The organism is uncultured Aliiroseovarius sp. (assembly GCF_947497285.1).
In the GTDB taxonomy this organism is placed as follows: Bacteria; Pseudomonadota; Alphaproteobacteria; order Rhodobacterales; family Rhodobacteraceae; genus Aliiroseovarius.
Genome location: NZ_CANMFT010000001.1, coordinates 54,148 through 74,549, shown reverse-complemented (window position 1 = coordinate 74,549; position 20,402 = coordinate 54,148). Strand labels below are relative to the sequence as shown.

Genomic DNA, 20,402 nt, shown 5'->3' with positions numbered 1-20,402 from the left:
CAAGTGTCTTGTCAGTTAGTCTCGCGCCGTGCGCACCAGTTTCAGGATATCTTGCGCGGCTTCGGGGATGTTTGTGCCCGGCCCAAAGATCGCCTTCACACCGTTTTTGTAAAGGAAGTCATAGTCCTGCTGCGGAATGACCCCACCGCAAATGACGATGATATCTTCGGCGCCCTGCTCTTTCAGCGCGTTCACCAATTGCGGGGCCAACGTCTTGTGACCGGCAGCTTGCGAGCTGATGCCCACGATATGCACATCGTTGTCGATGGCATCCTGTGCAGCCTCTTCCGGCGTTTGGAACAGCGGGCCAACGTCCACGTCAAAACCGATATCGGCAAAAGCCGTGGCGATCACCTTGGCGCCCCGGTCGTGGCCGTCCTGGCCCATCTTCACCACCAACATACGCGGGCGACGGCCTTCGGCGTCGGCGAAGTCTTCGACCGACTTCTGGATCGCGGCAAAGCCTTCGTCGCCTTCGTAAGCGGCGCCATAGACACCGGCCAGCGTTTTCACTTCGGCGCGGTGGCGGCCGAATTCTTTTTCCATAGCCATAGAAATCTCTCCGACAGTTGCGCGCGCGCGCGCGGCTTCAACGGCAGCATCCAACAGGTTGCCGCCTTCCATCGCGCGACGGGTCAGTTCGGCCAAAGCAGCCTCGCAGGCCGCGCTGTCCCGTGTTGCGCGGATCTTTTCAAGGCGTGCAATCTGGCTTTCGCGCACGGCCACGTTGTCCACGTCCAGAATGTCAATCGGGTCTTCTTTTTCCAATCTGTGCTTGTTCACACCGACGATGGTTTCTTCGCCGCGGTCGATCATAGCCTGACGCTTGGCGGCCGATTCCTCGATCCGCAGCTTGGGCATTCCGCTGGCCACGGCCTTGGTCATGCCGCCCATCTCTTCGACCTCTTCCATCAAGGTCCACGCTTTGGTGATCAGCTCGTCGGTCAGCGCCTCGACGTAATATGACCCCGCCAGCGGATCGACCACGTTCGTCACGCCGGTTTCTTCTTGCAAGATGATCTGCGTGTTGCGCGCGATCCGGGCTGAAAAGTCAGTGGGCAGCGCAATCGCTTCGTCCAGCGCATTGGTGTGCAGCGACTGCGTGCCGCCAAGGGCTGCTGACATGGCTTCGTATGCCGTGCGGATCACGTTGTTATAGGGGTCTTGCTCCTGCAAGCTCACGCCCGAGGTCTGGCAGTGCGTGCGCAGCATTTTTGAGCGGTCGGACTTCGCATCAAACTCGGTCATCACACGGTGCCAAAGCGTCCGGGCGGCGCGCAGTTTCGCGGCCTCCATGAAGAAATTCATGCCGATGGCGAAGAAGAAGGACAGCCGGCCCGCGAATTTGTCGACGTCCATGCCAGCCTCGATCGCTGCACGCACATACTCACGACCGTCAGCCAACGTATAGGCCAGCTCCTGCACCAAGTTCGCGCCCGCTTCCTGCATGTGGTAGCCGGAGATCGAGATCGAGTTGAATTTCGGCATCTCGTTCGACGTGTATTCAATGATGTCCGAGATGATCCGCATCGACGGTTCCGGCGGATAAATATACGTATTGCGCACCATGAACTCTTTCAGAATGTCGTTCTGAATGGTGCCCGACAGAAGCGCTTTGTCATGGCCCTGCTCTTCGCCCGCCACGATGAAGTTCGCAAGGATCGGGATCACCGCCCCGTTCATCGTCATCGAAACCGACACCTTATCGAGTGGGATGCCGTCAAACAGGATTTTCATATCCTCGATCGAGTCGATCGCCACGCCTGCTTTGCCCACATCGCCCACCACACGAGGGTGATCGCTGTCGTAGCCCCGGTGCGTGGCCAGATCGAAGGCGACGGACACGCCCTGCTGACCGGCGGCCAGATTGCGGCGATAGAAAGCGTTTGATTCCTCGGCGGTCGAGAAGCCCGCATATTGCCGGATCGTCCAAGGTCGCCCTGCATACATCGTGGCCTTCACACCACGGGTGAACGGGCCGAAACCGGGCAGCGTGCCCATGTGGTCCAGATCCCGCGTGTCGTCCGCTGTGTAAAGCGGCTTCACGTCAATCCCTTCCAGCGTGTTCCACGTCAGGTCATCAAGCGCACGGCCACGAAGTTCCTTCTCGGCCAGTTCTTTCCACTTGGCTGTATCGCTCATCACATATTCCCTTTCGGTCTGTCGGCCCAATATCTGGAATGGGCATATCCGGGTCTACACCCACCTAGGCGGGCATGGTTGTTTTAGTCGGCAGAGGCATATTCGAACCGCGCGCCTTGAGGGAGCGTCGGCACAAAAGCCTCGAGCTTTTCGGTCAGGTCTGCCTGCGCCTCTGGGCGCGTTGCGTAAAAAGTCACAGGATCAAAGATCAAATCACCCATGGGCTGCGAGATTTCCAAAGACCCAAGGCGCACCCAGTTCGCAGCGACCGCATCGGCAAGCCACGAATCGTATATCATGACAAGGTCAACCTGCGCGCGTTCAACAAGGGCCTGTCCCCAGCCCGGCTTGGGCCTGCTGCGGCGGGTCTGCAACGCCTCGCTTGAGGCAAGCCCCCAAAGATCCAGCACATAGTTCTGGTTGCGCCAAGCCACCAAGCCAAGGTCATTCACCGCCACAGGCGCCTGCACATATTCTTTGGCAAACCGGGACATCTGTTGATGCTGCAATGAAATACCACGGGGGGCGTAGACCCATGATCTTGTTGTATTCGACACATACTGGGCGGCACAGATCGCCATCGCGGCAACAAGACCCACCAGCAGCATTTGCCGCCGAGCACTTTCAAGCCGCCCGGCGGCAACAACAAGCATCGATGCCAGAAACACCAGAATGTAGATTTCGTACCGGTCCATCCAACCAAACTGCCCGAACGCAAGGTGTCCAATCCCTGCAAAGCTGGCTGCGGCCAGAACCAGCACAAGACGCCGGTCGATACCTGCGCGGGCGTTCAACAGATTGACCACCGCCAAGAACAGAAGAAGAAGAAACCCAATTGGCGCCAACCCCCTGAGCTTGAAGGCAATCTTCGCAACGAGGGCTTCGACGGCACCTGCATCGACAGTCGGCCCAGCCCCAAGTTTGGTAAGCACAGAGTTTGGCAAAGCGTCCAACCCCAGTGTCGCCAGAAAAAACATAAAGCCAGCCACTGGTAAAACAGATGCAACGCCAAGCAGAACCCCAAGACGTCGTCGTCCATCAAAGATCACAAACAGCGCTGCTGCGACCGAAATGGCCAGCGCTTCGAAGCGGATGATCGGCCCTAGGATCGTTCCGGCAATCAGCAAAACCGATACTTGATCCCGGTCGCCCAGCAGCTGTATGCCCCGCACCACCGCCAGTGTGGCAAGGATATGCAAGGTATGCTCCATCCCCGTGATCGCCAACTGCGGCAGGTTCAGCGCGATCAATCCGAGCACGGCAACGACAAAACCCGCGCCCGTGCGGCCAAGGGCATCCACAACGATCCGCGCCCACAACACCGCTGACGCCACCAGCGCCAGAGTATTGATCAACAGCGGGATATAGCGCTGGACCTCAAACCCGGAAAACGGTGCCAGCAAAAAGGGATAAAGTGGCGAAGACGCGGCCGAGGCAAATTCGCCCGCGTTCACGCCGTAGCCACCAGCAGCGATGCCATCCGCCATAGCGAGGTGGATATAGACATCGTCCATCGGGTATTCAAACCGCCCTGCGATGACAAAAGCCCAGTATTGAAGTGCAGAAAACACGACCAGCGCCGCGAGGGCGGCCATCAACGGAACCGAATGGCTCCGGTCAGACACGGCGCTGGTCGCTATCGTCATCTTTATTCGAATTCCATAATCACTTCGTCGACCGCGAGGCTATCACCCGCAGACGCATTGATCTTGGTCACGACACCCTTCTTTTCAGCACGTAGAATGTTCTCCATCTTCATGGCTTCGATGGTGCACAGGGATTGTCCCTCTTGCACTTCTTCGCCCACCTCAACGGCAAGCTTCACGATCAGGCCCGGCATCGGGCATAGCAACATCTTCGACGTGTCTGGGGCAATCTTTTCAGGCATCAACCGGGCCAGTTCCGCCTGGCGGATGGTGCGCACATGAACCGCCAGGTCCGCACCCCGGCTCCGCATGCGGAAACCCGAAGTGATCTTGTCCACCTTAAGCACCAAGGGTTCGTCGTTGACCTTGAGGCGGGCAAGGCTGTCACCGGGCGTCCAGTCCGACGCAACGCGCAGCTTTGTGCCGTCTTCGAACTTGACCGTGGACCCCTTTTTGTCCGCCTTGATTTTCAGTGCAAAATCCTCGCCTTGCAGCGAAACCACCCAGCGTTTGCCAACCTTGCGTTCGTGATTGTCCATCCGGCCAGTGATGCGGGTGCGCCGGATTTCTGCAACCCGATACATCGCGGCAGCAGAGGCCGCGATTTTCTTCAACGCGTCTTTCGGCAAGGCCACGCCTTCGAACCCGTCGGGATATTGTTCCTCGATGAATGCGGTGGTCATGTCGCCCTTGATAAAGACCGGGTGATCCATCACCGCAGACAGGAACGGAAGGTTGTGGCCAATGCCTTCAACCTCGAAGCTGTCCAGTGCGACGCGCATCGCTTCGATGGCTTCATCACGGGTCGGGGCCCACGTGCAAAGCTTGGCGATCATCGGGTCATAATACATCGAGATCTCGCCGCCTTCGAATACGCCTGTGTCATTGCGCACAGCGACGGTCTTGCCTTTCGGCGCATCCCCCTGCCACTTGTCGTTCTCAAGCAGCGGCCCGGCGGCCTGTTCAGCAGGTGGTCGATACGCCGTCAACCGACCGATCGAAGGCAAGAAGCCGCGATAGGGGTCTTCCGCATATAGACGGTTTTCAATCGCCCAGCCGTTCAGGGTCACATCTTTCTGGCTGATCGACAATTTCTCGCCGGCCGCCACGCGGATCATTTGTTCGACCAGATCGACGCCGGTGATCAGCTCGGTCACCGGGTGTTCCACCTGCAACCGCGTGTTCATCTCAAGGAAGTAGAAGTTCTTGTCGCCATCGACGATGAACTCCACCGTGCCGGCACTGGCATAATCCACTGCCTGCGCAAGCGCGACGGCCTGCTCGCCCATCGCCTTGCGGGTTGCTTCGTCCAAGAACGGGCTTGGCGCTTCTTCGACAACTTTTTGCTGGCGACGCTGGATCGAGCATTCACGCTCGCCCAGATAAATCCCATTGCCGTGGCTGTCGCACAGAACCTGAATCTCGATGTGGCGCGGTTGGGTGATGAACTTCTCGATAAAGATGCGGTCATCACCGAAGGACGAAGCAGCCTCGTTCTTGGACGACTGGAACCCCTCGCGGGCTTCATCGTCATTCCACGCGATCCGCATCCCCTTACCGCCGCCACCAGCGGAGGCTTTGATCATCACCGGATAGCCGATCTGGTTCGAAATCTTGACCGCCTCTTCGGCGTCTTCAATCAAGCCCATATAGCCCGGCACCGTGGACACATCCGCGTCCTGAGCGATCTTTTTCGAGGTGATCTTGTCCCCCATCGCTTCGATCGCACCGACCGGCGGGCCGATGAACGCAACATTCTGCGCCGCCAATGCCTCGGCAAACTTGGAGTTCTCGGACAGAAAGCCATAACCGGGGTGAACGGCCTCGGCGCCGGTCTCCTTGACCGCCTTCATGACTTTGTCGATGACGATATAGGATTGGTTGGCAGGCGGTGGACCGATGTGAACGGCCTCGTCCGCCATCTTCACATGAAGCGCATGCTTGTCGGCATCCGAATAGATGGCCACCGTCTGAATACCCATCTTTCGGGCGGTCTTGATCACGCGGCAAGCGATTTCGCCCCGGTTTGCAATCAGGATCTTTTTGAACATGTCCTGTCCCTTTCCGTTCATGTGTGGGCGCGGTGGACAGAACCACCACGCGAATAGGCATGGAAAAGCCCACCGGAACGCATCCCGGCGGGCTTGTCACAATGTGTGGCGCCGCGCTGAGCGGCCCCGGTGTCAGTTACAGATTCTAAGCCCAACATCGTCGCAAAGCGCACCCGCGCCCGCGCCGATGACCGCGCCGGTAAGAAGGTTGCCGCTGGTTGCTTTCGCGACCACGGCGCCCGTTGCCGCGCCGACACCGGCGCGTTGCATGTCGTTCCACTGGCACCCGGCCAGCAGTGCAAGGATGATGGCCCCTGCGGAAATTTTGCTGATCTGCATCTTAGACTGCCTCTGGTTGTATTATTGTTCACACCCATTTTGCAGTCGAATGCCGAAAAACCAAAGCGGAATTTTTGCCCTGCGCGGTCTAACGCCCAGTTTTTTTGGGAAAAAGGACCCGGTTCTGATGCTTTCGCATAGAACCGGGCAGAAGAAGGGGAAGGGTAATGGTTTCGACAAACCATAACAGGAAACGGGGATTTGTTTCCTGTGTGGAAACAACATCGCAATGCCTTTCCCGTCATGCAAGAGCGGCCCAAAGCCACCCGAGCGATTTGGGCTGGAATCTGCCACTTCATTCCCGCAACGGGCGAATTCATGCCGATTACCCCTCGAATACATCCGGAAATGCTGCGCGCGCACGGTCCACATCGATCCGAAGCAACGCTTCATAGCTCTCTGGATCGAATGGGTCTTCGGCGGCCACCACCTCGCGGCCAAACAACCAGGACAGACGTCCTGCATCCAGATTTCCGCGCTCAAACGGCTGATCGCCGAAATATTCCCACAGGCATTTCATAAACCCCACATCCGCGCGCCGGTCCGCTGGCCTACGATCGGCATAGCGTTCGCGCGCAATCAGGGGCGTCGCGCCGGACTTGTTAGGTCGACGTATAGTGAACTGGAAATCGGTGCTTGGCAGGCGTCCGGGAAAACCCTTGTGCTTGGTCATAAATGGCAAGGCCATTAGAACCCCTCCCAAATGCAGCTATCGTCTTCTGGACGGTAGGCTTCAAAGAATTGCGTGGCGTCCGGGTCCGCGATGCCAAATTCCACCGGTCTGTCAGACAACACGACGATGATCTGCGCAGGCATTTCGGCGCCTGTTTCGATCAACTTCGGCAAGATGAAGTCCTGACACAGCGCTGCCATATCCTCTTCGGCCTGCACGAACGCGATGCTGCCTGCATCGCGCGCAATGCCCGGGGCAAGAAACCGATACCTGAAGGCTTCGCCAACACCGCTTTGCACATCATAGATCACGTCCATGAATGTGATATCTTGCCCGGATGGAACGGCAATCGCACTGCCTGACGGCCACGGCGCATCAGCTGCGGCACCATCAGCCGGTGCAGTCTGCGCCACAGCCACGACCACCGCCGCCGCTTTGACCAGCCCTGCTGGCATACGATATGTGCGCCCGCCAAGCATACCTAGAGCGGAATGTTGTCGTGTTTTTTCCACGGGTTCTGCACTTTCTTATTGCGCAAGGACGCAAAGGCGCGGCTGATCCGCAGGCGCGACGACCGTGGCTGGATCACTTCGTCGATAAAGCCCCGCTCTGCTGCGACAAAGGGGTTTGCGAACCGATCTTCATAGTCTTGTGTGTGCTGCGTGATCTTTTCGGCATCGCCCAGATCGGCCCGATGCAGGATTTCAACTGCGCCTTTCGCGCCCATCACGGCGATCTCGGCAGTCGGCCACGCATAGTTGAAATCCCCCCGCAGGTGTTTGGAGGCCATCACATCATAAGCACCGCCATAGGCTTTGCGGGTGATCAACGTCACCTTCGGCACTGTCGCCTCGCCATAGGCAAAGAGCAGCTTGGCACCATGCTTGATAACCCCGCCATATTCCTGGCTGGTCCCCGGCAGAAAGCCCGGCACATCAACAAGCGTCAGGATCGGGATTTCAAAGGCGTCACAGAACCGCACGAAACGGGCCGCCTTGCGCGAACTGTCGATGTCGAGACAACCCGCCAATACCATCGGCTGGTTGGCCACGACACCAACGGTTTGACCTTCAAGTCTGATAAAACCGGTGATGATGTTCTTGGCGTAATCTTCCTGGATCTCGTAAAAGTCGCCTTCATCGGCAAGCTTCGTGATCAGCTCTTTCATGTCATAAGGCGTATTGGCGTTGTCGGGCACCAAGGTGTCCAGACTTTCGTCAATCCGGGCAGGATCGTCGAAGAAGGGGCGCGTTGGGGCCTTGTCACGGTTGTTGAGCGGCAGGAAATCGACAAGGCGGCGAATTTCGGACAGGGCTTCGACATCGTTTTCAAACGCACCATCGGCGACCGAGGATTTGCGGGTGTGGGTCGATGCGCCGCCCAGCTCTTCGGCCGTGACGACCTCGTTCGTAACGGTTTTCACCACATCCGGACCCGTCACAAACATGTAGGACGTGTCTTTCACCATGAAAATGAAATCCGTCATGGCCGGCGAATACACGGCCCCCCCTGCGCATGGCCCCATGATCACCGAGATCTGCGGCACCACGCCCGAGGCCATGATGTTGCGCTGGAACACTTCGGCATAGCCCGCAAGCGACGCGACACCTTCCTGAATACGGGCCCCACCGGAATCGTTGATACCGATCACTGGCGCACCGTTTTGCACGGCCATGTCCATGACCTTGCAGATCTTTTCAGCGTTGGTTTCGGAAAGAGAGCCACCAAACACCGTGAAGTCCTGACTAAACACGTAAACCAGTCGCCCGTTGATCGTGCCCCAGCCCGTGATGACACCATCGCCAGCGGGTTTGTCGGCTTCCATGCCAAATTCCGTGCAGCGGTGGGCCTTGAACATATCAAATTCTTCGAACGAGCCTTCGTCCAACAAAAGCTCGACCCGCTCGCGCGCGGTCAGCTTGCCTTTCTTGTGCTGGCTGTCGATTCGCCGTTGACCGCCCCCAAGGCGAGCTTTTTCACGGCGGTCTTCAAGTTGCTGAAGAATATCTTTCATCTGGCGGCACTCCTTGATTTGCGGGCAAACTAGCCTTGTGTGGCGCAAGCTGAAAGCAAAATAGGGCGAATTTGCAAATTTGTTGCAATGCCAATTTTGCAAAATGAATAGTTGCGAAGCCCTGCGGTCACCAATGGACAGTTTGAAGTCGCAGGACTAGCCATGAGAGATGAGCCCCCTGCCCGCCCCCAGATTTCTTGACGCAACCACGCCTCCGCACGTGTTCACGCTGACATTCGTGGCGGCGGCGGCGACGCTGTCGATGAACGTGTTTCTGCCGTCGCTTCCCGGAATGGCTTTGTATTTCGAGGTCGACTACCGCGTCGTGCAGTTGTCGGTGGCGCTGTATCTTTGCATGAATGCCCTGATGCAAATCGTCGTGGGCCCGATCTCTGATCGGTTTGGCCGCCGTCGGGTCATTCTGGCAGGCTTTGCGATCTATATACTGGCGACACTCGGTTGCATTGCGGCCCCCAGCATCGAGGTCTTTCTAAGCTTTCGCATGCTGCAGGCGGCCGTCGTTGTTGGGGTGGTGCTATCGCGCGCCGCGATCCGCGACATGGTGCCGGGGGATCGCGCGGCCTCGATGATTGGCTATGTCACGATGGGAATGTCCATCATCCCGATGATCGGCCCCTCAATCGGCGGCATCTTGGACCAAAGCTTCGGGTGGAAGGCGAATTTCTGGCTGCAAGCCGGAGCAGGACTGGCGGCGATGCTGCTGACCTGGCGCGATTTGGGTGAAACCGTTACCCCAAGACCCGGCGGCTTTCGCGCCCAGTTTCAGGCCTATCCGTCACTTCTGACCTCGCCACGGTTTTGGGGATATTGCCTGTCTGCCGCTTTAACGTCTGGCGCTTTCTTTGCCTATCTGGGCGGCGCGCCATTTGTGGGCAGCATGATCTATGACATGAGCCCCGCCCGTCTTGGTTTGTTCTTTGGCGCGCCGGCCGCCGGGTATCTTGTCGGCAATTTCATCTCGGGCCGCTTCTCGACCCGCATCGGAATGACCCGAATGGTGCTCTGGGGGGCGATCATCACAGCGGCTGGTTTGCTGATGTCGGTTGCACTTTTCCTGCTCGGCTTGGGATCGGAATATGTGTTCTTCGGCTTCATGACATGGGTCGGGATGGGCAACGGCATGACGCTGCCCAATGCCACCGCCGGCATGATGAGCGTGCGCCCGGAACTGGCAGGCAGCGCATCCGGCCTTGGCGGCGCGCTGAACATCGGCGGTGGCGCGGCTTTGTCGGCCTTTGCCGGTTGGCTATTGGTGCCGGGATCAACCGCCTTGCCCCTGCTGCTGCTGATGCTGGCGTCGTCACTTCTGGCGGTCGTTTCGATCCTCTTCGTTATTCTGCGCGAACGACGATTGGGGCTTTGACGCCGCGCATTTGCAAATGATACGCTGCGCCTTAAGGAAGTTTGCAAACCACGCAAGGGAGCGCACGCCATGGCCACTCAGAAGCTCTATGCCGGTGTTAAGCTGCGCGAAATTCGAACCCGCCTTGGCCTGACACAGAAAGCTTTTGCCGAAAAGCTGGGTGTTAGCCTGCCCTATCTAAACCAGATGGAGAACAACAACCGCCCGGTGTCCACCGGCGTGGTTCTGGCCTTGGCGCAGGAATTTGGCTTTGATGTTGCCGAACTATCGACCGGCGACGCAGAACGCCTGGTCAGCGACATGCGCGAAGCCTTCGCTGATCCGGTCTTTTCCGATGTTCCTCCGTTGGCCGACCTTAGACTGGCGGCGTCAAACGCGCCGGCATTGGCTCATGCGCTTCTGGAACTGCACCGCGCCTATCGCCTGGGCCACGAACGGCTTGCATCGCTAGATGAAAACATGGGCGCAGGGGACAAACGCACGCAGGCCAGCCCATGGGACGAGGTTCGCGATTTCTTTCACTATTGCGACAATTACATCGATGCTGTGGACCGCGCCGCCGAGCATTTCGTGAACACAGGAAAATCGCGCGGCCTGTCCCCGGCCGGCATGGCCCAATCTGTCCTGTCAGACCGCGGGATCAGCGTTGTGCACGCTGATCAAGACCCGATGCGCAGCTTTGACCCGGACACGCGCACCCTTACCCTGTCCACCCGCCCACCTCGCGCCACGCAGGAATTCCAGCTTCTGATGCAAGTCGCACTGCTGACGCAAGACGCGCTGCTGGAAGCCACCTTGGATTTTGCGCGATTCCAGACCGAAGAAGCCCGCGCCATCGCCAAGTTGGGCCTTGCGAACTATTTTGCAGGTGCGGCGCTGCTGCCCTATGAGCAGTTTCTCGCCGCCGCTCATGAGACCCGCCACGATCTGGAGCGGCTTGCTGATCGGTTCGGCGCGTCGATCGAACAGGTCGCGCATCGCCTCTCCACCTTGCAGCGCCCCGGTGCAAAGGGCATCCCATTTTTCTTCGTGCGCGTCGATCAGGCGGGAACGATCACCAAGCGACATTCGGCAACACGCCTTCAATTTGCCCGTTTTGGCGGGGCCTGCCCTTTATGGAACGTCCACCAAGCCTTTGAAACACCTGGACGTTTCCTGCGCCAATTGGCCCAGACACCGGACGGCATGCGGTATTTTTGTCTGGCGCGAAACGTGTCGAAATCAGGTGGCAGCTTTGACGCCCCCGTGCGCCGCTATGCCATCGGGTTGGGGTGCGAGGTAAAACATGCAGGCGCTTTGGTGTATGCTGATGACCTCGACACCTCGAACGATGCAGCATTTGAGCCCATTGGCGTATCGTGTCGCATCTGCGAACGCCAGTATTGTCACCAACGATCAGTCCCTCCCCTTGAACGCAAGTTGCAAGTCGACCCATATTCACGAGGAACCCTTCCGTACGAGATCAAACGATGAAACGACATCTGCTTTCGATTGCCATGGCCCTGATGACCTTGTGCGTGCTCACGGCGCTGCCCGCGACCGCCCAATCGCTTGAGCAGCGCGTTTTCTATCAGTTCAATCCGAAACGCGAAAACCCCAAACAAGTCAGCGACAAACGGCTGGATGAAGTGATCTACAAGGGTTTGGTGCTCTGGGTCAGCAAGCCCAAGCCCGGAAAACCGACTGTGTTCTACCTTCACGGTTCTGGTGGAAACCTCGCGCTGCGGGCCAAGAAATTCCCTTGGTTTCTGGAACGCGGCTACGGGCTTGTGGCCATGGCCTATCCCGGCTCGTCCGGTAGCGCCGGCACCCCCGAGCGTTACCGCATTCAGAAGCTGGCGACAGAGCTATATCAGGACTTGCCGAAGTTTGTCGGCGACAGCCGGATCATCTTGCTGGGCGAAAGCCTTGGCACCGGGGTTGCGATCGAACTGGCTGCCCATCCGGTTGCAAAACGCAATCCCCCCTTGGGGATAGTGCTGCAAAGTCCCTATACCTCGCTTCTGGATCTTGTGCGCTACAAAAACCCCGCCATGCTGCCGCTGTTCATGGCGCGCACTGACCTGTGGCCGTCAAAACGCGTGATCGGTCGGGTCAAGACGCCGCTGTTCATTATGCATGGCGCAAAGGACACCACCGTTCCGGTGTCGATGGGCCGCGAGCTGTATCGCCGCTCAGCAAGCGCAAACAAGAAGCTGGTCGTTTTTCCCAGTGCCGACCATGGCTCAATCTGGCGTGTCGAGACACGCCGGAAACTTCGGGCTTGGATCGAAAAACTCTACTGAGAGTGCTAAAAAGAACGCCCCGAAACCTGTTCGGGGCGCATTTTTTTGATCGACGTGGCAGCCTTCTCAGGCGGCGGTCAGCATCCGGTAAATCTCGTCTTTGAGTATGGCGCGTTTCTTGCGCATCTCTTCTTCGTTAAACTGATCTGTCGGTTCGACATTCGTTTCTGCGCGATGAACGGCTCGGTTCAACTCGTGATACTCTTCAGCCAACTTGGCGAAATGCGGGTCTGATACCTTCAGTTCAGTCATCTTCGCGGCCAATTCGGGAAATTCTTCATGCAACTCATGAGGGGTGTGGGACATTCGCGATTTCTCCTCTTTTCAATGTTCAGATAGATAGTGCGCGTGATCCCGCATGGGCTGCTTTGACAGGGATCAAACAACGATGCTCAGCGCTGTTTATTTTGCCAGTCCGGATGAATCCACGGCGCATCGTTCGATGCGGCCAAGCGGCGCCCAAGGATGTGATCCGCGGTTTTTTCCCCCACCATGATCGATGGCGCATTGAGGTTGCCATTGGTGATACGTGGAAAGACCGAGCTGTCGGCGACACGCAATCCCTGAACGCCGATCACCCGCATGTCGGAGTCAACCACGGCCATCGGATCATCGGCGCGACCGATGCGACACGTGCCGCAGGGGTGATAGGCGCTTTCGGCGTGTTCGCGAATGAAGCTGTCAATCTCGTCATCGGTTTGCAGCGCATTGCCCGGTTGGATTTCGTGCTTCACATGGTCATTGAACGCGTCTTGCGAAAATATTTCGCGGGTCAGGCGGATGCAGGTGCGGAAGTCTTCCCAGTCCTGATCGGTGGACATGTAATTGAAGAAAATGCGAGGCGCCTCGTTCGGGTCGGCACTTTTCAGGGTGATTTCCCCGCGTGACGACGACCGCATCGGTCCGGTATGGGCTTGGAACCCATGCCCTTCGGCAGCGGCCTTCCCGTCATAGCGCACCGCCATTGGCAGAAAATGATACTGGATATCCGGGTATTCAACACCCGCGCGCGAGCGGATGAAGGCGGCGCTTTCAAACTGGTTCGACGCGCCCAGGCCCGTTTTGGTGAACAGCCATTGCGTGCCCAGAATACCCTTCCAGACAAGGTTCCAATACCGATACAGTGTGATCGGTTTTTTCGCGGCATACTGCATATAGACCTCAAGGTGGTCCTGCAGGTTTTGCCCGACACCGGGGCGATCTGCGATAACCTCAATCCCGTGCTCGGCCAGATGCGACGCGGGGCCGATGCCCGACAGCATCAAGAGCTTCGGCGAGTTGATCGAGCTTGCGGCGATGATCACCTCGGCCTCGGCGCGGATCACCTCGATTTTTCCCGCGCGCTCGACCTCGACCCCGATGGCGCGGCCATCTTCGATCACCACTTTGCGCACAAACGCCCGGATCAGCTCGCAATTTTCGCGCTTGAGCGCCGGGCGAAGATAGGCGTTCGCCGCCGACCAGCGTCGTCCCCGCCAAACCGTCTGCTCCATCGGGCCGAAGCCCTCTTGCTGTTGGCCGTTATAGTCACCGGTGACCGGGTATCCGGCCTGCTTTCCGGCCTCGACAAAGGCATGAAACAAGGGGTTTGCCCGCGGCCCGCGCGTGACGTGGAGCGGCCCTTCTGTGCCGCGCCAGTCGCTGTCACCACCGTGACCACCGTCATGCCAATGCTCCATCCGTTTGAAATAGGGCAGCACATCCGCATAGGCCCAGCCATCCGCCCCCATCTCGGCCCAGTGATCGAAATCGCGCGCATGACCGCGCACATAGACCATCCCGTTGATCGAGCTTGATCCGCCAATCACCTTGCCGCGCGGCGTTACCAATGTGCGCCCGCCCAGATGCGGTTCAGGGTCGGTTTTGAACCCCCAGTCATACAAGCCCATATTCATGGGATAGCTCAGGGCGGCGGGCATCTGGATGAACGGACCCGCGTCCGAGCCACCATGCTCGATGACCAGCACCCGTTTTCCGGCCTCGGCCAGTCGATATGCCATGGCGCAGCCCGCGCTGCCCGCGCCCACAATGATGTATTCCGCTTGCATGTTCATATGTCCGATCGTCGGCCGCTTATTCCCCACGCGGGAAACGCTGACCTTCTTCAAGAGTGTCCAAATTCATGTGATTGCGCATGTAGCGTTCAGAAGCTTTTTGCAGCGGCTGATAGTCCCAAGGGAAATACGCCCCATTGCGCAGCGCCTCGTAAACCACCCAGCGGCGCGCCTGACTTTCGCGCACTTCGGCATCAAAAGCAGCCAGATCCCAGCGGGCTTCTGATTTGGCGCGCAGGCTGGTCAAAGTGCCTTGATGCGCCGGGTCGTTCGCAAGGTTGGTCAATTCGTGCGGATCGTCGTCAATGTTGAAAAGCTGATCGGGATCAAGCGCACAGCGGTTATATTTCCACGGTCCATATCGTAAAGAGACAAGCGGCGCATAAGACCCTTCGGCCGCATATTCCATCGCAACCGGGCTTTCACGTGTGCCTCCCGTCGCCACCGGCAACAGGCTTTCGCCATCCACCCACGGCATCACCTCGTCCAGCGATACCCCTGCCAGATCGGCCAGTGTCGGCGTCACATCCAGCGTCGAGACCGGCGCTTGTACCAACCCCGGCTCCAGCCCCGGCGCCGAGATCATCAGGGGAACGCGCGCGGACCCCTCGTAGAAGTTCATTTTGAACCACAGCCCGCGTTCACCCAGCATATCACCGTGATCCGAGACAAAAACGATGATCGCCTCCTGCCGGGTCTGCTCCATCACGTCCAGCATCTCGCCCACCTTGTCATCCAGATACGAGATGTTGGCGAAATAGGCGCGGCGCGAGCGGCGGATATCCTCGTCCGTGATATCGAAATTGCGCCAGTCATTGGCGTCGAATATCCGCTGCGCGTGGGGGTCATGGTCGTCGTAATCCATCGCGGGGACGTTGGGCAGAAGGTGCTCGCAATCCTCGTAGAGATCCCAGTATTTGCGCCGTGCCACATAGGGGTCATGCGGATGCGTGAAGCTGACGGTCAGGCACCAGGGGCGGTCGTCGTGACCCCGCGCCAGATCATAAAGCTTGGCGCAGGCGTGATAAGCAACTTCGTCGTCATACTCCATCTGGTTGGAAATCTCGGCCACGCCGGACCCAGTGACGGAGCCCATATTGTGATACCACCACTCAATCCGTTCGCCGGGTTTGCGATAGTCCGGCGTCCAGCCGAAATCGGCGGGGTAGATATCGGTCGTCAGCCGTTCCTCGAACCCATGCATCTGGTCGGGGCCGACAAAGTGCATCTTGCCAGACAGCGCTGTCTGATAGCCCGCACGGCGCAGATGATGGGCATAGGTCGGAATGTCGGACGCAAACTCAGCCGCGTTGTCATAGACCCGCGTGCGCTTGGGCAATTGGCCCGACATGAAGCTGGCCCGGCCGGGCGCACACAAGGGGCTGGCCGTATAAGTGTTGGCGAACCGCACCGACCGTGCCGCCAGCTTTTTCAGGTTGGGCGCGTGCAGCCAATCGGCAGGCCCGTCTGGAAACAGGGTGCCGTTCAACTGGTCAACCATGATGATCAGGATATTCGGGTTGGTCATTGGTTGGCCTCCAGCAGCACATCAAGGCAGGCCAATACGCGCTCGCAGGCGTGCCCGGCACTTGGGATTTCTTCGCGCAGGGCACGGCGGATATAAAGCCCGTCGATCATCGAGGCGATCGTGTCGGCCACATCATGTGCCGCGTCCCCTACAAGCGGGCGCAGATCGTGGACAAGGTTGGAATGCAGCCGGTGCTGATAGACACGCAACAGCCGCCGCGCGCCGTCATTGCTTTGCGACATCACATAAAAATTCAGCCAGGCCGAAACGACCTCGGGGCGGAAATTCCCGGCTTCAAAATTTGCGCGGATGATCGCCTCGACCCGGTCGCGGGGGGCCGTAGCACCCAGCAGCGCGGCCCGCACCTGCGCGCTATAGACTGACAGAATATGGCGCATCGCCGCCAAGAAAATCTGGTCCTTGCCACCGAAATAGTGGTGGGCCAAGGCACTGGACATGCCAGCCCGTTTGGCGATCTGGGTCACGGTGACATCCAAGCTGCCGGCACGCCCGATCTCGTGGATCGTGGCCTGCACCAACGCTCCGCGTCGGATCGGTTCCATTCCAAGTTTCGGCATGACGTCTCCTGACCAGATGCTGGCGCAGGGTTGCGGTTTTTAATTGACTCGTCAATCAATAAAAAGCAGCGTCTGTAATCAATGAAGCTGGTTTCGCCCCCGCGTGTGCTGCGTTAGGGTTCGTGCGAGCGGTCCGCGTATACCACCGGACCACCGCCAAATAAGAAACCGCACCAATAAACAGGGAGCGACAAATGAACCTCAGAACAACACTATCCGCCATTGCCCTTTCGGCCGCCGCAACGACCGCCTTCGCGGACGGCCATTGCAAAGAGATCGTATTCTCAGACGTTGGCTGGACAGACATCACCGCGACAACCGCCGCGACAACCGTTGTGCTTGACGCACTGGGCTATGAGACCGACATCAAGGTGCTGTCCGTGCCGGTGACCTATACGTCAATGGCCGAAGGGGACATCGACGTGTTCCTGGGCAACTGGATGCCCACAATGGAAGCCGACATCGCGCCCTATCGCGAAGCTGGCACCGTGGACACCGTGCGCATGAACCTTGATGGCGCCAAATACACGCTGGCTGTCAACAAAGCGGCCATGGATATGGGCATCAAGGATTTTGCCGACATCGCCGCCAACAGCGACGCGCTGGAAGGCAAGATTTATGGAATCGAGCCCGGCAATGACGGCAACCGCCTTATCCAATCAATGATTGACGACAACGCCTTCGGCCTTGAAGGGTTCGAGGTCGTCGAAAGCTCGGAGCAGGGTATGCTGGCGCAGGTTGCGCGGGCCGACAAGAAAGGCGAGCCGGTTGTCTTCCTTGGCTGGGAGCCGCACCCGATGAACGCCAATTTCGACATGGGTTATCTGACCGGAGGCGACGATTTCTTCGGCCCCAACCTTGGCGGCGCACAGGTCATGACCAACACCCGCAAGGGCTATGTCGAAGACTGCCCCAATGTCGGTAAGCTGCTGAACAACCTCGAGTTCACGCTGGCCATGGAAAACGAGATCATGGCTGCGATCCTGGACGGTGGTGAAGACGCCGCAGATGCCGCCAGCGCTTGGCTGAAAGCCAATCCCGATGCGTTCATGGCGTGGCTTGACGGCGTGACCACCTTGGATGGTGGCGACAGCGTTGCCGCCGTGAAGGGCGCGCTGGGTCTCTGATCCAATCCAACCCAACACCGCGCCGGGGTTTCTCCCCGGCGCGTTTCTTTGACAGATCAATATCTGGGGATGTATGATCATGGAGTGGCTGACGGACACGAAGATCCCGGTGGGCAAAACCGCCAAACGGCTTTTCGACTGGCTTCAGGAAACCGGCGAGCCCTTTTTCGACTGGCTCAGCTGGTTGATGGAGCTGTTGATTGACGCAATCCTTTGGGTGCTTCAAACGCCACATCCCCTGCTGATCACCGCTGTTTTCGTCGCCATCACCTGGATCTTGCAGCGCAACTGGAAAACCTGCGCGCTGGTGTTCTTCGGCTTCCTGTTCATCCTTAACCAAGGGTATTGGGAGGAAACGACCGAAAGCCTGACGCTGGTCCTTTCGGCCTGCGTCGTGTGCATGGCCGTCGGCACCCCCATCGGTATTGCAGCCGCTCATCGTCCAAGGCTCTTTCGCGCCATGCGGCCTGTTCTGGACCTGATGCAGACCCTGCCGACCTTCGTTTACCTGATCCCTGCGATCGTCTTTTTCGGCATTGGCATGGTGCCGGGTTTGATCGCCACTGTGATCTTCGTGTTGCCCGCTCCGATCCGCCTGACCCATCTTGGGGTCAGCTCGACCCCGCCTGACCTGCTTGAGGCTGCACAAGCCTTTGGGGCGACCCCGCGGCAGACCCTTTGGAAGGTCGAACTTCCCTATGCGCTGCCGCAAATCATGGCTGGCCTGAACCAAACTATCATGTTGTCGCTGTCCATGGTGGTGATCGCGGCCCTTGTGGGCGCAGATGGTCTGGGCGTGCCCGTCGTGCGTGCCCTGAACCAAGTGAACACCGCGCTTGGCTTTGAGAGCGGCATCATCATCGTGGTCGTTGCCATCATGCTCGACCGTATCCTGCGGGTGGAGCGCTGAGATGACACAAGCAACGAACCCATCCGAAGCCACAGGCGTGGCGGTCAAATTCGACAACGTCTCGATCGTATTTGGTGACAATCCTCAAGCGGCGCTTCCGATGATGGACGAAGGGAAAACCCGCGCCGAGGTGCAGCAAGACACCGGTCAGGTGCTGGGCGTCCACAATTGTTCGCTGGATGTGCAGCAAGGCGAGATTTTGGTGCTGATGGGCCTGTCCGGCTCGGGCAAATCCACCCTGCTGCGGGCGGTAAACGGGCTGAACCCCGTGGTGCGCGGCGCGGCGCATGTGTCCGATGGCGATACGCTGGTCGATGTCACCAACGCAGACAAAGCCACGCTTCGCCGCATCCGTGCGCGCCACGTGGCCATGGTTTTTCAACAATTCGGCCTGCTGCCGTGGCGCACTGTGCACCAGAATGTGGGGCTGGGGCTGGAGCTTGACGGCGTCTCGCTCGCCGATCGCAAAGACCGCGTTGACGCGCAGCTAGAGCTGGTGGGCTTGTCCGACTGGGCCGACCGCAAAGTCGGAGACTTGTCAGGCGGGATGCAGCAACGCGTCGGGCTTGCACGCGCCTTCGTCACAGAAGCCCCGATCCTTTTGATGGACGAGCCGTTTTCGGCGCTTGATCCATTGATCCGCACGCGCCTGCAAGACGAGTTGATGGAGCTACAGCAAACCCTGCAACGCACCATCATTTTCGTCAGCCATGACTTGGACGAGGCGTTCAAGCTGGGCGACCGGATCGCCATCATGAAAGGCGGGCGGATCGTGCAATGCGGCACACCGCGCGATATCTTCACGGCGCCAGCGGACGATTATGTCGCGGATTTCGTGGCACATATGAACCCACTGGGTGTTCTGACGGCACGCGATGTGATGATCTCAGGCGACAGCACTGCCAGCGTTCAGATCGAAGCGCGTGACCGTGTCGTAAAGGTGATGCGCGCCCTGAAAGGGCAGCCAGAGGTGGCAGTCGTGGACGGCGGCCGCGTGGTGGGCCGGATCACGTCCGATCACGTGATGGAGCGCCTGCTGGACCCGCGCAACACGGACTAGGGCGCTGCGATACAGTAGCTCTGCCCGTTTTTCTTGCCAGCGGCTTTGCGCGGGCAGTCTTGTGTAGCAAGCGCCGACGGCCCCTCGGCCCCTTCACTGCGGATCGCAATGATTTCGTGCGCATAGCTGAATGGTCGCGCCTGAAGCGTCCACCCCGCAAGGCGCGGTGGGGTGCCTTCTGCGTCTGTCTGCAAATGCGGATCATCTGACCGCAGCAGGACAAAGAACTGCCGGCCACCCAGTCTTGTATGAACCTGCGGCACCTTTATCCAAACATCCTGTCCCGAAGGCTTTGCACAAATCTCGGGTCGGATCACGGCGCGCTCTGCCTGACCATCTGCACCAACGGGGTCCCATCGGATAACCCTGTCACAAAAGGTCGCGGCCCCACGCGAGGCCGCAGTGTCCTGCGTCGACTGGCAGCCCGTCAGTGTCGTCAGTGATGCAAGAAGTGCTGGAATGGCGAAAAGGCGCATGTGGACCCTCTGATTGATTGGAAAAACCTACAACAAACCTGTAATTGGTCAAGCAAGCATGTCAGCGCGCCGCCATCCTTGCACTTTTGCGCGCATCGCGCGCCAATCAACAATTGCCAAACCTTCCCGCCGTGC

18 protein-coding genes are annotated in these 20,402 nt (G+C 58.8%); 6 read left to right on the top strand and 12 right to left on the bottom strand.

Annotated elements, in window-relative coordinates; all coding sequences use genetic code 11:
• Positions 1-15: 15 nt before the first annotated feature.
• The 7 genes from scpA to Q0864_RS00335 all read right to left on the bottom strand — a co-directional run bounded on the left by scpA (position 16) and on the right by Q0864_RS00335 (position 8,865).
• Positions 16-2,142, bottom strand: coding sequence for a methylmalonyl-CoA mutase (scpA, locus tag Q0864_RS00365; protein ID WP_298564979.1), 2,127 nt, complete (start codon positions 2,140-2,142; stop codon positions 16-18).
• 83 nt (positions 2,143-2,225) lie between these two features.
• Entirely contained in the window at positions 2,226-3,788 is a 1,563-nt protein-coding gene (locus Q0864_RS00360; protein ID WP_298564978.1) for a hypothetical protein, read from the bottom strand.
• A gap of 2 nt (positions 3,789-3,790) precedes the next feature.
• Entirely contained in the window at positions 3,791-5,839 is a 2,049-nt protein-coding gene (locus Q0864_RS00355; RefSeq protein ID WP_298564976.1) for an acetyl/propionyl/methylcrotonyl-CoA carboxylase subunit alpha, read from the bottom strand.
• A gap of 132 nt (positions 5,840-5,971) precedes the next feature.
• Complete coding sequence (locus Q0864_RS00350; protein WP_298564973.1) at positions 5,972-6,178, bottom strand: hypothetical protein; 207 nt, start codon at positions 6,176-6,178, stop codon at positions 5,972-5,974.
• A gap of 325 nt (positions 6,179-6,503) precedes the next feature.
• Complete coding sequence (locus Q0864_RS00345; protein ID WP_298566134.1) at positions 6,504-6,851, bottom strand: hypothetical protein; 348 nt, start codon at positions 6,849-6,851, stop codon at positions 6,504-6,506.
• Positions 6,852-6,865: 14 nt separating this feature from the next.
• On the bottom strand, positions 6,866-7,306 hold the full coding sequence (locus tag Q0864_RS00340) for a DUF6497 family protein (RefSeq protein WP_298564971.1): 441 nt from the start codon (positions 7,304-7,306) through the stop codon (positions 6,866-6,868).
• A 26-nt stretch (positions 7,307-7,332) separates the two neighbouring features.
• The gene (locus Q0864_RS00335) at positions 7,333-8,865 is read right to left on the bottom strand and encodes an acyl-CoA carboxylase subunit beta (RefSeq protein WP_298564968.1); all 1,533 of its coding nucleotides are present in this window, start codon (positions 8,863-8,865) and stop codon (positions 7,333-7,335) included.
• A gap of 169 nt (positions 8,866-9,034) precedes the next feature.
• Here Q0864_RS00335 and Q0864_RS00330 point away from each other — a divergent pair, with 169 nt between their 5' ends.
• From Q0864_RS00330 to Q0864_RS00320, 3 genes are all read left to right on the top strand, one after another.
• The gene (locus tag Q0864_RS00330) at positions 9,035-10,249 is read left to right on the top strand and encodes a multidrug effflux MFS transporter (RefSeq protein ID WP_298564965.1); all 1,215 of its coding nucleotides are present in this window, start codon (positions 9,035-9,037) and stop codon (positions 10,247-10,249) included.
• A 69-nt stretch (positions 10,250-10,318) separates the two neighbouring features.
• Positions 10,319-11,722 (top strand): helix-turn-helix transcriptional regulator, encoded by a 1,404-nt coding sequence (locus Q0864_RS00325; protein WP_298564963.1) that lies wholly within the window; start codon positions 10,319-10,321, stop codon positions 11,720-11,722.
• Positions 11,719-12,534 (top strand): alpha/beta hydrolase, encoded by an 816-nt coding sequence (locus Q0864_RS00320; protein WP_298564960.1) that lies wholly within the window; start codon positions 11,719-11,721, stop codon positions 12,532-12,534. The genes Q0864_RS00325 and Q0864_RS00320 overlap by 4 nt, the downstream gene beginning before the upstream one ends.
• 66 nt (positions 12,535-12,600) lie before the next feature.
• Here the strand turns inward: Q0864_RS00320 and Q0864_RS00315 are convergent, their stop codons facing one another.
• The 4 genes from Q0864_RS00315 to betI all read right to left on the bottom strand — a co-directional run bounded on the left by Q0864_RS00315 (position 12,601) and on the right by betI (position 16,694).
• A complete protein-coding gene (locus tag Q0864_RS00315) occupies positions 12,601-12,840 on the bottom strand; it encodes a DUF465 domain-containing protein (protein WP_298564957.1) in 240 nt (79 codons plus the stop codon).
• Between the two features lie 86 nt (positions 12,841-12,926).
• Complete coding sequence (gene betA / locus Q0864_RS00310; RefSeq protein ID WP_298566132.1) at positions 12,927-14,582, bottom strand: choline dehydrogenase; 1,656 nt, start codon at positions 14,580-14,582, stop codon at positions 12,927-12,929.
• Positions 14,583-14,607: 25 nt separating this feature from the next.
• Positions 14,608-16,116, bottom strand: coding sequence for a choline-sulfatase (gene betC, locus Q0864_RS00305; protein ID WP_298564954.1), 1,509 nt, complete (start codon positions 16,114-16,116; stop codon positions 14,608-14,610).
• On the bottom strand, positions 16,113-16,694 hold the full coding sequence (gene betI / locus Q0864_RS00300; RefSeq protein ID WP_248370077.1) for a transcriptional regulator BetI: 582 nt from the start codon (positions 16,692-16,694) through the stop codon (positions 16,113-16,115). Before betI ends, betC begins: the two co-directional genes overlap by 4 nt.
• A 194-nt stretch (positions 16,695-16,888) precedes the next feature.
• Here betI and Q0864_RS00295 point away from each other — a divergent pair, with 194 nt between their 5' ends.
• From Q0864_RS00295 to choV, 3 genes are all read left to right on the top strand, one after another.
• The gene (locus tag Q0864_RS00295) at positions 16,889-17,821 is read left to right on the top strand and encodes a choline ABC transporter substrate-binding protein (protein WP_298564950.1); all 933 of its coding nucleotides are present in this window, start codon (positions 16,889-16,891) and stop codon (positions 17,819-17,821) included.
• A 79-nt stretch (positions 17,822-17,900) separates the two neighbouring features.
• Positions 17,901-18,731 carry a choline ABC transporter permease subunit gene (choW, locus tag Q0864_RS00290; RefSeq protein WP_298564948.1) on the top strand — a complete coding sequence of 277 codons (831 nt, stop codon included), beginning with the start codon at positions 17,901-17,903 and terminating at the stop codon, positions 18,729-18,731.
• A 1-nt stretch (position 18,732) separates the two neighbouring features.
• Entirely contained in the window at positions 18,733-19,791 is a 1,059-nt protein-coding gene (gene choV, locus Q0864_RS00285) for a choline ABC transporter ATP-binding protein (protein WP_298564945.1), read from the top strand.
• On the opposite strand, the gene Q0864_RS00280 is transcribed toward choV, so the two are convergent.
• Positions 19,788-20,267, bottom strand: coding sequence for a hypothetical protein (locus Q0864_RS00280; protein ID WP_298564942.1), 480 nt, complete (start codon positions 20,265-20,267; stop codon positions 19,788-19,790). The two genes, choV and Q0864_RS00280, sit on opposite strands and share 4 nt — an antisense overlap.
• Between the last annotated feature and the right edge of the window lie 135 nt (positions 20,268-20,402).